Source organism: Paramicrobacterium salitolerans, assembly GCF_051513965.1.
Taxonomy (GTDB): domain Bacteria; phylum Actinomycetota; class Actinomycetes; order Actinomycetales; family Microbacteriaceae; genus Paramicrobacterium.
The window spans coordinates 3,035,384-3,048,800 of the sequence record NZ_CP195847.1 but is presented as its reverse complement, the minus strand read 5'-3'; the positions used below and the strand labels follow the sequence as shown (position 1 = coordinate 3,048,800).

12 protein-coding genes are annotated in these 13,417 nt (G+C 63.5%); 9 read left to right on the top strand and 3 right to left on the bottom strand.

Going from position 1 to position 13,417, the window contains the following annotated elements:
• Window positions 1-71 precede the first annotated feature (71 nt).
• Entirely contained in the window at window positions 72-989 is a 918-nt protein-coding gene (locus ACSAGD_RS14665) for a phosphodiesterase (RefSeq protein ID WP_437583522.1), read from the top strand.
• 7 nt (window positions 990-996) lie between these two features.
• On the opposite strand, the gene ACSAGD_RS14660 is transcribed toward ACSAGD_RS14665, so the two are convergent.
• Complete coding sequence (locus ACSAGD_RS14660) at window positions 997-2,712, bottom strand: stealth family protein (protein ID WP_437583521.1); 1,716 nt, start codon at window positions 2,710-2,712, stop codon at window positions 997-999.
• Between the two features lie 242 nt (window positions 2,713-2,954).
• On the opposite strand from ACSAGD_RS14660, the gene ACSAGD_RS14655 reads away from it, so the two are divergent.
• The 3 genes from ACSAGD_RS14655 (at window position 2,955) to ACSAGD_RS14645 (ending at window position 5,275) form a co-directional block, all read left to right on the top strand.
• A complete protein-coding gene (locus ACSAGD_RS14655; RefSeq protein ID WP_437583520.1) occupies window positions 2,955-3,443 on the top strand; it encodes a MarR family winged helix-turn-helix transcriptional regulator in 489 nt (162 codons plus the stop codon).
• Window positions 3,444-3,647: 204 nt separating this feature from the next.
• Window positions 3,648-4,088 carry an Hsp20/alpha crystallin family protein gene (locus ACSAGD_RS14650; RefSeq protein WP_437583519.1) on the top strand — a complete coding sequence of 147 codons (441 nt, stop codon included), beginning with the start codon at window positions 3,648-3,650 and terminating at the stop codon, window positions 4,086-4,088.
• A 194-nt stretch (window positions 4,089-4,282) separates the two neighbouring features.
• Window positions 4,283-5,275, top strand: a complete 993-nt coding sequence (locus ACSAGD_RS14645) for a J domain-containing protein (RefSeq protein ID WP_437583518.1) — start codon at window positions 4,283-4,285, stop codon at window positions 5,273-5,275.
• An 11-nt stretch (window positions 5,276-5,286) separates the two neighbouring features.
• Here ACSAGD_RS14645 and ACSAGD_RS14640 read toward each other — a convergent pair whose 3' ends face one another.
• Window positions 5,287-5,952, bottom strand: coding sequence for a YdcF family protein (locus ACSAGD_RS14640; protein ID WP_437583516.1), 666 nt, complete (start codon window positions 5,950-5,952; stop codon window positions 5,287-5,289).
• 79 nt (window positions 5,953-6,031) lie between these two features.
• On the bottom strand, window positions 6,032-6,967 hold the full coding sequence (locus ACSAGD_RS14635) for a Ppx/GppA phosphatase family protein (RefSeq protein ID WP_437583515.1): 936 nt from the start codon (window positions 6,965-6,967) through the stop codon (window positions 6,032-6,034).
• Between the two features lie 174 nt (window positions 6,968-7,141).
• Here ACSAGD_RS14635 and iolC point away from each other — a divergent pair, with 174 nt between their 5' ends.
• The 5 genes from iolC to iolD are packed head-to-tail and all read left to right on the top strand — an operon-like array spanning window position 7,142 to window position 13,405.
• Window positions 7,142-8,110 carry a 5-dehydro-2-deoxygluconokinase gene (gene iolC / locus ACSAGD_RS14630; protein ID WP_437583514.1) on the top strand — a complete coding sequence of 323 codons (969 nt, stop codon included), beginning with the start codon at window positions 7,142-7,144 and terminating at the stop codon, window positions 8,108-8,110.
• Window positions 8,097-9,032, top strand: a complete 936-nt coding sequence (locus ACSAGD_RS14625) for a Cgl0159 family (beta/alpha)8-fold protein (protein WP_437583513.1) — start codon at window positions 8,097-8,099, stop codon at window positions 9,030-9,032. Before iolC ends, ACSAGD_RS14625 begins: the two co-directional genes overlap by 14 nt.
• A gap of 20 nt (window positions 9,033-9,052) precedes the next feature.
• On the top strand, window positions 9,053-10,564 hold the full coding sequence (locus ACSAGD_RS14620) for a CoA-acylating methylmalonate-semialdehyde dehydrogenase (RefSeq protein WP_437583512.1): 1,512 nt from the start codon (window positions 9,053-9,055) through the stop codon (window positions 10,562-10,564).
• A gap of 31 nt (window positions 10,565-10,595) precedes the next feature.
• The gene (gene iolB / locus ACSAGD_RS14615) at window positions 10,596-11,498 is read left to right on the top strand and encodes a 5-deoxy-glucuronate isomerase (protein ID WP_437583511.1); all 903 of its coding nucleotides are present in this window, start codon (window positions 10,596-10,598) and stop codon (window positions 11,496-11,498) included.
• Window positions 11,495-13,405 (top strand): 3D-(3,5/4)-trihydroxycyclohexane-1,2-dione acylhydrolase (decyclizing), encoded by a 1,911-nt coding sequence (iolD, locus tag ACSAGD_RS14610; RefSeq protein WP_437583510.1) that lies wholly within the window; start codon window positions 11,495-11,497, stop codon window positions 13,403-13,405. The genes iolB and iolD overlap by 4 nt, the downstream gene beginning before the upstream one ends.
• Window positions 13,406-13,417: the final 12 nt, after the last annotated feature.

Below are 13,417 nucleotides of genomic sequence, written 5' to 3'. Positions count from 1 at the left end.
TGCCGTACACCCGCCATTAGGACTCGTGTGCTGTCATGGTGATACCCGAGAAGCCAGCGATTGGATGAATCGTGACGCCACGAACGGCCGAATACCCCAGGCCGGATCACTTTCTTCTGCACATCAGCGACACTCACCTACTGGGTGGAGGTCGCAGGCTCTACGACACGGTCGACAGCACCGCGCACCTGAAAGAGCTCTTCGCCGAACTCGAATCGTCAGAGGGACGACCCGAGGCGATCGTCTTCACGGGAGACCTCGCCGACAAGGGTGAGCCCGAAGCATATGCGACGCTTCGCGACATCGTGGAGCCGGCCGCCGAACGTCTCGGTGCCCAGGTCATCTGGGCCATGGGCAACCATGACAATCGTGCGAGCCTCCGGGCAGCGCTGCTGGACGAGGCGCCCAGCATGAAGCCGATCGATCGCGTCTATGACGTCAATGGTCTGCGAGTCATCACGCTCGATACGAGTGTTCCCGGTGAGCATTATGGCGATCTCACCTCCGAGCAGCTCACGTGGCTGACCACGGAACTCGCGGTGCCGGCGCCCCACGGTACGATCCTCGCCATGCATCACCCCCCGGTGCCGAGTGTGCTCGATCTCGCCGTGAGCGTCGAGCTCCGCGACCAGCACGAGCTCGCCGCCGTGGTCCGCGGCTCTGATGTGCGGAGCATCATCGGAGGGCACCTGCACTATTCGTCGACCGCCACCTTTGCAGGCATCCCCGTGTCTGTGGCATCGGCGACGTGTTACACGCAGGATCTCAATGTTCCGGTCGGGGGCACTCGCGGGCGGGATGGAGCTCGAGCGTTCAACCTCGTGCACGTCTACCAAGACACGGTGCTTCACTCCGTCGTGCCTGTTGGCCAGTATCGTGCGCTCGACTACGTGGATGCCGAGGAGACCGAGCGTCGTCTCGCAGAGCAGGGCATCGTGATTCCGCCCTCCCCCGTGGTCAAGCCACGTGAGCTCGTGACGGTCTCCTGACGACGGGTCAGAGCTCCTCCTTCTCCCACGGAGCAGGGAACGGGAAGTAGCGATTCAGAAAGTCGAGCACGGCTCGAGTGCGCTCGGCGTCGCTGATCTCTGGTTTCGAGCCGTCGTTCAGACAGAACATGTCCTGATCACGCTTGTGAAGAAGACGATCCATCGCGGGAATTGCCGACGTGAGGGTTGTTTCGATGTACTTCACCTTCGCCTGCGTCTGGGTCACTGCCTGACCCGTCATGAGTGCGTAGTAGTGGTACAGAGAGTTCGTGACGGAGATGTCGGTTGCTGAACGGAATCGGGAAGCCGCCGTGCGACGGAACTCGTCAGCGAACTCCAGCTCCATCTCGTTGAGCACGCTCACGCGGAGTGGTGCGGCGCAGTGTTCGAGGTGCCGCGTCGTTACCTTGCCGAACTTTGCGCGCAGCAGTTCCCTATTCACTCGAGCGGCGTTCTCGTATCCGGAGCGTGCCGGGTTCGTGTCGCCGAGACCGATGCGCGTGCGTGCTTCCACGAACTTGGTGATGCCGCCGGGCGAGAAGAACACCGACGGGCTCAGTGGGCGGCCAAAGAACATGTCGTCATTGGAATATAAGAAGTGCTCTGCGAGTCCAGGGATGTGGTGCAGTTGGCTCTCGACCGCGTGGGAGTTGTGGGTGGGGAGCACAGAGGGATCGACGAAATGCTTCTCCGCGGGAACGATTGTGATGCGAGGATGCGGCCTGAGCCAGGTGGGAGCGGGCGAATCGGTTGCGATGTAGATGTGGCGGATCCACGGGGCGAACAGGTATATGCTACGCAACGCATATTTTAGTTCGTCGATCTGACGGAAGCGCGCGACGGAGTCGTCCCCCTCCCCTACGACGACGTCTTTCATGCGTGCGGCCCGAGCCTTCTGGTACTCGGTGCTTGAGCCGTCGACCCAGGAGAAGACCATGTCGATGTCGAAGCTCACGTCGCCGGCGAGGTCAGCGAACATGTTCTCGAGTGTCGGCCATTCGCGTCCGTATCGTGTCACCGAGGACACGATTGCCTCTGACCGGTCGAGGTGCTGTCGTGTCAGCGCGTTCGGAGTCGGCGCGACGATGGTCTCTTCGCCGAAGCTCCAGAACTCAAGCTGCGGAGCCGACTCCGGCCCGTAGCGCAGTCGGCCAAGAGGCTCGACGCGAGGACGATAGAGGCGCAGCACCTTCGGCTTCGGGTCTTTCGAGAGCGAGCCGTCGGCGATCAGCAGGGCCGGTGCCTCACGATCGATGTCGTAGAACGGTGCATCGGAGAGATCGTAACGATGAGACTTCGTCAGTGTAACCGCGTAGAACGGTTCGTTTGCGAAGGCCGAGGCGAGTGTGCGTTCCACATCACGTCGACGTCGTCGATCGACGGCAAGCGTAGGTTCATCCCACTCCCCTCGCACAAGCAGGAAGTCGATTTCGGCATCCTCGAGTGCTTTCGCGATGGCCACGAGATCTTCTGTCCGCGATTCATGCGGTGTGAATGTTCCGGACTTCAGTGCATAGTGTCCAGTCCGCTGAACCACGTCGTCACGATTAAAGCGCGACGAAGCGTCTTCTCGAATGACCGGCTCGTCTTCGGTGAACCGTGGGGAGTCATGAGCGGGAGCAGGTATGCCGCTCAGAGAACGGGAATCTCCCGGGTAGGGATCCCTTGGGCCGAATGCGGTCGATGCGGAGCCGGTGCGCCGCAGGTCTTCTGACTCGTTCATGACACCCCCTTCGTGAATGAGGCGGTGGAACGATCGCGCCGAGGCGTTCTGACCAGCTCCAGCGCCCTGTCGTACCCCTACATTCTACGGAGCCGCTCCGACATGTGGACGGAGTCTCGTTTTTATGCGCGAAAACGCCTCGCGGGAGAGGCAGGAACGGGTCGCGTCACGTCGATAGGCTGAGGTGCATGATCGAGCCGAGGGTGTCATGAGCGGGCGGGTCGCATGAGCGAGCTGATCGTATGAGCGAAGCGAGGTGGCTCTCCCCCGCGCAGTTGGACGCGTGGAAGCGTCTTGTGGCGGTCGTGGAGCTGCTCCCCGGCATCCTCGACTCTCAGTTGCAGCGCGACGCGGGTCTCACTCACTTCGAGTACTTCACCCTCGCGATGCTCTCGGAGTCGGAGGGCCGCCGGCTTCGGATGACCGCGTTGGCGTCGCGGACGAATGCGACACTCCCCCGTCTGTCGCACGTGGTCTCGCGGCTCGAAGACCGTGGCTATGTGAAGCGAGTTCCTTCGGAGTCGGATCGCCGGGCGACCAACGTGAAGCTCACGGATGCCGGCTGGGCGAAGGTGCAGCAGACGGCGCCGGGACACGTCGAGAAGGTGCGTGCGAGTGTGATCGATGCATTGGATGCTGACGATGTCGACGGTCTGAATCGCGTCATGGCGAAGGTGCTGGAACGTGTCGACCCGGAGGGACGCTTTGGTCTGTCGACCGGCCCCATGTGATTGTGCGCGATGACGCTGCGTCTGTACGCGCCATCTCATCGAGCCAGGCTCTTGCGTGCGAAACACCACGGATCTGCGCGCTCTGAGGCCGCGTCTTCCGCGTGTTCGCTGAGAGCAAGCGGCATCCATTAGCACTCGGAATAGGAGAGTGCTAATCTCAGTTCTAGTTGAGTAAGACACACTCAAGTTTGGGAGGTAACCTCAATGGCTACGTCATTTGATCCGTTCCGTGAGTTCGAGCGCCTCGCTGGTGCGCTGTCTGACGCACCTCGCGGTCCGCGCCGTATGCCCATGGATCTCTACCGCGATGGGGACACGTACGTTCTCAACGCCGATCTGCCCGGAATCGATCCAGGTTCGGTCGATATCGACGTCGATGGGCAGCTTCTGACCATTCGCGCCGAGCGCACACTTCCGAGTGGCGACGGTGTGAAGTGGATCACGCGAGAGCGCAGTGCGTCGTCATACGTGCGCCAGCTCAGTCTCGGGCAGGGCATCGACACCGAGAAGATCAGTGCCAGCTACGACAACGGCGTGCTGAGCATCACGATTCCCGTGAGCGAGCGTGCGAAGCCGCGCAAGATCGCTGTCACGTCGGCAAACGACTCCGACAAGTCTGAACTCGTGGAGACCACGGGGGAGTGATCACAACCGGTGTGATGTAGCGCGAAGAGCGCTGTTTCGTGCAGGAGAGCTGCCGAAGCCCGTCATTCGAGGGCGTCCGACGAAGGTGCGTCGGACGCCCTCGTCGCGTCTCTGAACACCATCGAGCATTCACCGCGCGACCGCACAGCTTGCGGCGGTATTCTGTCTGGTCGTCCCCAAACCGAAAGACGTGCATGCCCGAGAGTCCACTCGAACAGAGCCCGTACGAGGTTCTCGGTGTCGACCCGTCTGTCAGCCACGATGAGCTGCGGCGCGCCTATCGACGCCTCGCTCGTGAGACGCATCCTGACCTGGGAGGAGCAGCCGAGCGCTTCAATGCGGTGCAGCTGGCCTGGGAACGCATCGGAACGCCGGAGTCGCGTGCCGAATACGACCGCGGGAGCTCTGCGCGAGCGGCATCCTCTTCTGGATCAGCGGGAACTGACGACTCAGAGCACGTGTGGACGACCGGGGGCACACGACCGCCGCAGCGCGACACTCGGCCAAAGGCGCGGATGTATGGGCATCCGGGAGGTCGTGCGCGTGACAGATTCACGACACTCATGCGCGAGTGGGTCGGCCGCGGGACTGAACCGGTCGACATCTACGACGAGAGCCTGGTGAAGCGGGCCCCTCGGGAGATTCGGCAGGCTCTCGCCGATGCGCTGGCCGAGGAAGCCACCGCTAAGACTGTCGCCGATCTCGGTATGGGATACACGGTCTGGCACGGTGTCGCGACGGACCGGGGGAGTGATAGTTGGGTCGTCGATGCGGATGCCGCTGCGAGCGACACCCGCAAGATCGACCACGTGATTCTCGGCCCCAACGGTCTGTTTGCGGTGCAGTCGGAGGACTGGGGAGCACCAGCTCGGCCTCGACGAGGCGACCTCATCAGTGAGGGCCTCGCGAAGGGGGAGAAGCCCGTTCATGCGCTCGCTACGCGGGCGAAGGCGATTGCGCGGGCGGCTCGCGTCAAGTTCACGGCACTTCTGATTGTCTTGCCGGATACCGCGCTCGACGATGCGATCACCTCACTCGGTCGGGCACGTGGAGTGCATGCTTTTGCTGTGCGTCGCAGTGTCTTGGCGCACTTTCTGCGTACGGGCGTGCCGGATGCGCCGCTGCCTGCGGGAGGCGACATCTTCGAGGTGCGAACGAGGCTTCAGAACAGCATCCATCTCGTCTGAGCGGCGTGCGATCAGCGACGCGCGTGGCGGCCGCTGGGGCTCAGGCGCTTGCGGCTTCGCAGGGCGATGAGTGCGGCAATCGGCTTGATGAACAGGCTCTCGCCCAGCCGGTAGTCTTTGCCACGAACGAGACGTGCCGCCAGATCGGGGCGCTGCCGACGAAGAAAAGCGCGTCCGAATTCGGCGTGCATCGAGTCGGAGACGATCTTGATTCGATCGGCATCCTCGATGAGGGGAATGGCGTTTGCGATGTTCTCTTCGGTTGAACGACTCTCGGTCTCAAGGACGATTGTGCCGGTGAAACCGCAGATTCGTGCGAAGTCAGCCATGATTGCAGCTTCGGGAAGGAGCCCAGCAACCGGCCCACCGCAGAGTACGAGGAGGCTCTGTCGTGTGTGTGGGTCAACCGAGCGGATGCCGGCACGTACACGACTCCGGTTGATAATGTTCGCTGTGTTGCCCGCGTTCTTATAGCCGAGAACGACGACAGCCTCGGACTGAGAGCCTGGAGTGGCTGAATCGGACGCAGCTGAGTTAGAGCCAAATGAGTCGAGGGTGGCGTCGCCGAGTTCGCGTCGGCTGGCACGCCAGTGCAGAACCTCACCCCAGGCGAGCACTCCGCCGAGCGTGACTGCGGCGGCCGTCACGGCGGAAGTCAGCAGGCGACGTGCATCCATGTCTGCGTAGCTCCTCTCCGTCGAGCGCTCGGATTGAGTGCTTGAGTTGAACACACGTGCCGAGTGCTCCATCGAGCGCTCACTCCAGCGAAAGCGCTACTCCGTCGAGGATGTCATGTTCACTCGTCACGGCGGAATCGAGGGTCGCACCTGCGGAGGCCATAGCCTCTGCGGTTCGGGTGATGACGGTGTGCCAGACGATCGCACCTGCTGCGATGACGTCAACGCGTCCGGGGTGCATGTAGGGGAGTGCTGCGCGCTCCTCGCGAGGCATGGACGCGAGGTCGTCGCACGCTGCGAGCAGTGTGGGCAGAGTCAGACGGCATCCATTGATCGCTTCAGGGTCATACCGATCGAGACGCAGGGCATGTGCGGTCACGGTCGTGATGGTTCCGGCGACGCCGATGACTTCACGTACCCGGGCGAGATCGACGGCGTCGCTCGCCTCGTCGATCGCCGCATTGACGTCGCGGACGATCGCTTCGCGGTCGGATGCCGTCGGGGGATCCTCCGTGATGTTGCGTTCGGTCATGCGGACGCAGCCCACGTCCATGGAGCACGAGTCGACCGAGTCGCCCTCGCCGAGTACGAGCTCTGTGGAACCACCGCCCAGATCGACGACGAGGCGGCCGACTCCCGGTGGCAGCACGCTTGTGGCCCCGAGGAATGACAGGGCTGCCTCTTCGGTGCCAGCCAGCACCTCCGGCTCGACGCCGATGATGTCACGGACTGCGTCGATGAAGACGAGTCTGTTGGCGGCATCCCGTGTGGCTGATGTCGCGACGAATCGCACTTTCTGCACACCGTGTTCGCGGCAGAGTGCGGCATAGCGGCGCGTGGCGTCCAATGTGCGGTCGAGGGCGGCATCGTCGAAGCGGCCGGTGCGATCGACGCCCTGTCCGAGGCGTACGACCTCGAGGGTGCGCACGATGTCAGTGAGCTGCCCTCCGGAGACATCGGCGATGAGCAGGCGGATCGAGTTGGTGCCACAGTCGATGGCGGCGACGCGAGTCATGGGGTCTCCTTAACAAGGGGAGAGGTATGGATGCTCGGATGCCGCGTTCGAGGACGCGACGTGCGTGCTGCACCAGCATATTCCGATACGCGATCGGCCTTGACGATTCATTTGTTAAGACAATATGATGTCTTAGAGCTTCAACAACTTCGTGAGAGAGCGATACATCGAGGTATGACCACAGACACGAACGCCTTCGACCTGATCACCATCGGCCGAATCGGCACAGACATCTATCCGCTTCAGGACCGCGTCGGGCTCGAAGACGTCGAGACCTTCGGGAAGTACCTCGGCGGCAGCGCAACGAATGTCGCTGTCGCAGCTGCGCGCCATGGCCTGCGCAGCGCCGTCATCACGGGAGTGGGCGACGACCCGTTCGGTCGCTTCTGCACTCGCGAGGCAGACAGGCTCGGCGTCGACAATCGGTACATCTTCGTTGATTCGGAGAACCCGACGCCCGTCACATTCTGCGAGATCTTTCCGCCCGACGACTTTCCGCTCTACTTCTACCGTCGTCCGAAGGCGCCAGACCTGAACATCGCTGAGGAGCATCTCGATCTGGAGGCCATCCGAAACGCGCGTGTCTACTGGTCGACCGTCACGGGACTGAGTGAGGAGCCGAGCCGCGGCTCGCACTTCACTGCGTGGCAGGCCCGCGGCCGACGCGAGCACACGATTCTCGACCTCGACTACCGTCCGATGTTCTGGGAGTCAGCCGAGCTGGCCCGTGAGCAGGTGCAGAGAGCGCTGCAGTACGTGACCGTGGCCGTCGGGAACAAGGAGGAGTGCGAGGTCGCGGTGGGGGAGACCGAGCCTCAGCGTGCCGCCGATGCGCTTCTCGATCACGGTGTCGAGATCGCGATCGTCAAGCAGGGGCCGAAGGGCGTTCTTGCGAAGACGCGCGAGGAGACCGTCGAGGTTCCGCCGTACTGGGTCGACGTCGTCAACGGACTGGGTGCTGGGGACAGCTTCGGTGGTGCTCTGACGCACGGCCTGCTGAGCGGGTGGTCGCTCGACCGCATCCTGCGATTCGCCAACGTCGCTGGGGCGATCGTCGCTTCACGTCGCGAGTGCTCGACGGCGATGCCCGAAACCCACGAGATCGACGCGGTTCTGAAGGAGAGCGACTATGTCGAAGACTGATACCGCTGCAGGCACAGTGACCGCGGAACCGGTGGTGTCGCGCGAGCAGTTCGCGCAGCTTCGCGAGACGCGTGCGCAGCACCCCGAGCGGATCGCCGAGGCGTACGCAGCCCGGCAGCGCCGACCGCTTCTGACCGATGGACGTCTCTTCATCGTTGCGGCCGATCATCCCGCGCGAGGGGCGCTCGGCGTCCGCGGCGACGCGATGGCGATGGCGGACCGGTATGACCTCATCGAGCGTCTCGCCGAGGCCGTGAGTCGTCCAGGTGTCGACGGTGTGCTTGGAACGCCCGACATCATCGATGACCTCGCACTGCTCGGGGTGCTCGAGAACAAGGTCGTCGTAGGTTCCATGAACCGCGGTGGACTGAAGGGCTCCGCGTTCGAGATGGACGATCGCGTGACCGCATACGACATCGACAGCATCGTGCGTGACCGGCTCGACTTCGCCAAGACGCTGCTGCGAGTCAATCTGAACGATGCGGCCACCGAGAGAACGCTCGAAGCCAATGCGAAAGCGGTGTCGGATGCCGCGGCGGCATCCCTCCCCATCATGCTCGAGCCGTTCATGAGCGATTGGAAGGACGGCCGCATCGTCAACGACCTCTCAACGGAGGCCGTGATCACGTCGATCGCCATCGCGTCGGGACTCGGAACGAGCTCGGCGTACACCTGGCTCAAGCTTCCCGTCGTCGACGACATGGAGAGGGTCATGGCGTCGACCACACTGCCGACGCTTCTGCTCGGCGGCGACCCCTCGGGAGCGCCCGAGGAAACGTACGGCCGCTGGGAGAGCGCCCTCGCGCTGCCCGGCGTGCGCGGCCTCGTGGTGGGTCGCACCCTCGTCTACCCGCCCGACGGCGATGTCGCCGGGGCGGTCGATACCGCAGCTGCGCTCGTGCACGGCACCGCAGCCAACTGAATCGTCAAAAGGAGAGACTAATGACCGCGACAACTGATATCACCGTAATTCCGCACTGGATCGGCGGGGCCGAGCATCCGTCGACGAGTGGGCGCACGTCGCCGGTGTTCAATCCGGCGACGGGGCGGCAGACGAAGGATCTGTCGCTTGCGAGCGATGGGGAGATTCGGGCGGCGATTCAGTCGGCGTCTGATGCGTTTCCGGCGTGGCGGGATTTGTCGATGGCGAAGCGTCAGGCGATCATCTTCCGGTTTCGTGAGCTGTTGAATGAGCGCAAGTGGGAGTTGGCGGAGATCATCACGAGTGAGCACGGCAAGGTCGTGTCGGATGCTGCGGGCGAGGTGCAGCGTGGTCTCGAGGTCGTGGATCTGGCGTGTGGTTTTCCGCACTTGATCAAGGGGGATTTCTCGGAGAACGTGTCGACGGGTGTCGATGTGTATTCGATCAAGCAGCCGCTCGGGGTGGTGGGTATCATCAGTCCGTTCAACTTTCCGGCGATGGTGCCGCTGTGGTTCTTCCCGATCGCGATCGCGGCGGGTAACACTGTGGTGCTGAAGCCGAGTGAGAAGGACCCGTCTGCGGCGATCTGGATGGCGAAGCTGTGGACGGAGGCCGGTCTTCCGGATGGGGTCTTCAACGTGCTGAACGGTGACAAGCAGGCTGTGGATGGGCTGTTGGAGGCGCCGGAGGTGCGGTCGATCTCTTTCGTCGGGTCGACGCCGATCGCGCAGTACATCTATGAGACGGCGGCGAAGCACGGTAAGCGGGTTCAGGCTCTCGGGGGTGCGAACAATCACATGTTGGTGCTGCCGGATGCGGACCTTGATCTGGTTGCGGATCAGGCGATCAACTCCGGCTATGGGTCGGCGGGTGAGCGTTGCATGGCTCAGTCGGTTGTGCTGGCGGTGGAGCCGGTCGCGGATGAGCTCATTGCGAAGATCTCGGAGCGCATGGCGAAGCTGAAGGTCGGTGACGGTCGTGAGAATCCGGATATGGGTCCTTTGGTGACGGCGCAGCACCGTGACCGTGTGCGCGGTTACATCGACATTGCGGAAGAGGACGGTGCGGACATCGTCGTCGACGGTCGGGGTTTCACTGTCGATGGTGCTGAGGACGGGTTCTGGCTGGGACCGACGCTGATTGACAACATTCCGCTGTCGTCGAAGGCGTACTCGGAGGAGATCTTCGGACCGGTGCTTTCGGTTGTGCGGATTCAGACGTTCCAGGAGGGCATGGATCTGATCAACTCGGGCCAGTTCGGCAACGGCACGGCGATCTTCACGAACGACGGGGGAGCGGCTCGGCGCTTCCAGAACGAGGTGCAGGTCGGCATGATCGGAGTGAACGTTCCGATTCCTGTGCCGGTCGCGTACCACTCGTTCGGTGGATGGAAGCAGTCGCTGTTCGGCAGTGCGAAGGCGTACGGGGTGCAGGGTTTCGACTTCTTCACGCAGGAGAAGGCGATCACCTCGCGGTGGCTCGACCCGGCAACGCACGGCGGAATCAACCTCGGATTTCCCGAGAACGACTGACAGGCGAGCGAGCAGGCAAAGGAGCAGGCAGATGACGCAGTGGTTCTTCCGAAACGGAGAGCTCGCGGCAGACGGCTGGCAGAGCGTCGTGGACGCGAACCTCGACGGGTGGCAGCACACCGGACTGCGAGTCGCGCAGCTCGGCGACGGTGACGCTCGGTCGCTCGATGCGGGAAACATCGAGCGGCTGATCATTCCGCTGGCGGGGTCGTTCAGCGTCGCATACGTGATCGACGGTGAGAAGGATGTCGTTCGGCTGGAGGGCCGCTCGTCGGTCTTCGCCGGGCCGCCGGACGTCGCCTACCTTCCGGTGGGCTCCTCCGCCGAGATCACGGGCCGTGGACGCATCGCCGTCGCCGAGGCGCCGGCGACCGAGCGGCATCCTTTCGCCTACATTCCGAAGAGCGAAGTCCCCGTGGAACTTCGCGGCTCCGGACGCTCGAGTCGTCAGGTTCACAACTACGGCACGCCTGCCGCGCTCGCCGCCTCGAAGTTCATCGTGTGCGAGGTGATCACGCCGGCCGAGAACTGGTCATCGTTCCCCGCACACAAGCACGACGAGAACATTCCCGGCACTGAGTCGCGTCTCGAGGAGATCTACTACTTCGAGACCGCTGTGTCGCGTGGCCTCGACGCGCCGGCGGAGGCTGACCCGTTCGGACTCTTCGCGACGTACTCGTCGCGTGCCGGAGACATCGACATCAACACCATCGTGCGCACGGGCGACATCGCTCTCGTGCCGTACGGCTACCACGGACCTGCGGCGGCAGCTCCCGGCTACGACATGTACTACCTGAACGTCATGGCCGGACCCGACCCCGAGCGGGTGTGGAACATCACTGACGACCCCGCACACGGATGGGTGCGTGGCAGCTGGGAAGGGCAGGAGTTCGACTCCCGCCTTCCGTACTCAGAAGAAGGGCAGCAGCAATGACACGGCGGATGACGGTCGGTCAGGCACTCATCGAGTTCCTCGGACACCAGTGGACCGTTGACGGAGACCACCGGGAGCGCACGATAGCGGGCGCCTTCGGGATCTTCGGGCACGGCAACGTGGCTGGTCTCGGTCAGGCGATCGCGCAGGCGAACGCGCTCGACCCGGACCTCATGCCGTATCACCAGGCCCGCAACGAGCAGGCTATGGTGCATCAGGCGGTCGGATACGCGCGCATGCACCGGCGTCGCGGAACGTTCGCGTGTGCGGCATCCGTCGGGCCTGGCGCAGCCAACATGCTCACGGGGGCAGCTCTCGCGACCTCGAACCGACTGCCCGCTCTGCTGCTGCCGAGCGACACGTTTGCGACGCGGGTCTCCGACCCCGTGCTGCAGCAGCTCGAGATGCCTCACGACACCTCGGTGCAGGTGACCGATGCGTTCCGGCCCCTGTCGAAGTTCTTCGACAGAGTCGACCGGCCAGAGCAGCTGTTCTCGATCGCGCTCGCCGCGATGCGTGTGCTGACCGATCCGGCGGAGACCGGGGCGGTGACGATCGCGCTTCCGGAGGACGTGCAGGCCGAGGTCGTCGATGTGCCTGACGAGTTTCTGCAGGATCGTGAATGGCACATTCGGCGTCCGCTTGCCGAGCGCGGACCGGTCGAGCGTGCTGCCGATGCCATTCGTGCGGCGAAGAACCCCATCATCGTCGCCGGGGGAGGCGTGCTGTATTCGGGGGCAGAGGACGAGCTGCGGCAGTTCGTGGAGGAGACCGGCATTCCGGTCGGAACCTCGCAGGCCGGCGGTGGGTCGCTCGTGTGGGATCACGCGCAGAATCTGGGGGGAATCGGAGCGACCGGTACCACGGCGGCGAATCGCATCGCGGCGGATGCGGACGTCGTGATCGGAATCGGCACGCGCTACAGCGACTTCACGACGGCGAGCCGCACGGTGTTCCAGAACCCGGGCGTCACGTTCGTCAATGTGAATGTCGCCTCGTTTGACGCGTACAAGCACGGAAGCCAGCTTCCGGTGATCGCGGATGCGCGTGAGGCAATCGTCAGTCTGCGGGAGTTGCTAGCCGGGCATCGTGTCTCGGAGGAGTTCGCGACTCGTGTGGCCGACGAGAAGAAGACGTGGGATGCCGCGGTGGACGACGCGTTCGCGCCCAGCGGTCTCGCCGAGCCGGGACAGCCGGAGATCATCGGTGCGGTGCAGTCTGCGAGTGCGCCGCGCGATGTGATCGTGCAAGCCGCCGGGTCGCTTCCAGGTGATCTGCACAAACTCTGGCGAGTGCGTGACGCGCTCGGCTATCACGTCGAGTACGCGTTCTCGTGCATGGGATACGAGATCGCTGGGGGACTGGGCGTTCGACGTGGAGCGGATGCTGCGGGCGAAAGCGACCGTGATGTCATCGTCATGGTCGGTGACGGCTCCTACCTCATGCTGCACACTGAACTCGTCACAGCGGTTGCCGAGGGGCTCAAGATCATCGTGATCATCGTGCAGAACCACGGGTATGCGTCGATCGGCCACCTGTCGGAGACGACGGGCTCGGAGCGCTTCGGCACGAAATACCGGACGCTCGACGAGAAGACTCGCAACTTCCAGGGGGACGAGACACTGCCGATCGACCTTGCGGCGAATGCTCGAAGCTACGGTCTCGATGTGATCGAGGTCGAGCCCTCGGCATCCGCTGTCAACGATCTCAGTGCTGCCATCGCTACGGCGAAGGCATCCGACCGTTCGACCGTGATTCACATCAACTCAAACCCGCTCATCTATGCGCCGGATGGCGAGGGTTGGTGGGACGTGCCGGTCGCTCCGGTCTCTGAGCTGGAGTCCACGCAGAAGGCATACGACGAGTACCTCGTCGACAAGGCTCGGCAGAAGCCTCTGCTCGGCTGAGCGTCGACACCC

What these genes read in the sequence shown, in the direction of transcription:
- ACSAGD_RS14660 (WP_437583521.1), bottom strand. Translation starts at nt 2,712, where the DNA reads ATGAACGAGTCAGAAGACCTGCGGCGCACCGGCTCCGCATCGACCGCA.
- ACSAGD_RS14655 (WP_437583520.1), top strand. Translation starts at nt 2,955, where the DNA reads ATGAGCGAAGCGAGGTGGCTCTCCCCCGCGCAGTTGGACGCGTGGAAG.
- ACSAGD_RS14650 (WP_437583519.1), top strand. Translation starts at nt 3,648, where the DNA reads ATGGCTACGTCATTTGATCCGTTCCGTGAGTTCGAGCGCCTCGCTGGT.
- ACSAGD_RS14645 (WP_437583518.1), top strand. Translation starts at nt 4,283, where the DNA reads ATGCCCGAGAGTCCACTCGAACAGAGCCCGTACGAGGTTCTCGGTGTC.
- ACSAGD_RS14640 (WP_437583516.1), bottom strand. Translation starts at nt 5,952, where the DNA reads ATGGATGCACGTCGCCTGCTGACTTCCGCCGTGACGGCCGCCGCAGTC.
- ACSAGD_RS14635 (WP_437583515.1), bottom strand. Translation starts at nt 6,967, where the DNA reads ATGACTCGCGTCGCCGCCATCGACTGTGGCACCAACTCGATCCGCCTG.
- iolC (WP_437583514.1), top strand. Translation starts at nt 7,142, where the DNA reads ATGACCACAGACACGAACGCCTTCGACCTGATCACCATCGGCCGAATC.
- ACSAGD_RS14625 (WP_437583513.1), top strand. Translation starts at nt 8,097, where the DNA reads ATGTCGAAGACTGATACCGCTGCAGGCACAGTGACCGCGGAACCGGTG.
- ACSAGD_RS14620 (WP_437583512.1), top strand. Translation starts at nt 9,053, where the DNA reads ATGACCGCGACAACTGATATCACCGTAATTCCGCACTGGATCGGCGGG.
- iolB (WP_437583511.1), top strand. Translation starts at nt 10,596, where the DNA reads ATGACGCAGTGGTTCTTCCGAAACGGAGAGCTCGCGGCAGACGGCTGG.
- iolD (WP_437583510.1), top strand. Translation starts at nt 11,495, where the DNA reads ATGACACGGCGGATGACGGTCGGTCAGGCACTCATCGAGTTCCTCGGA.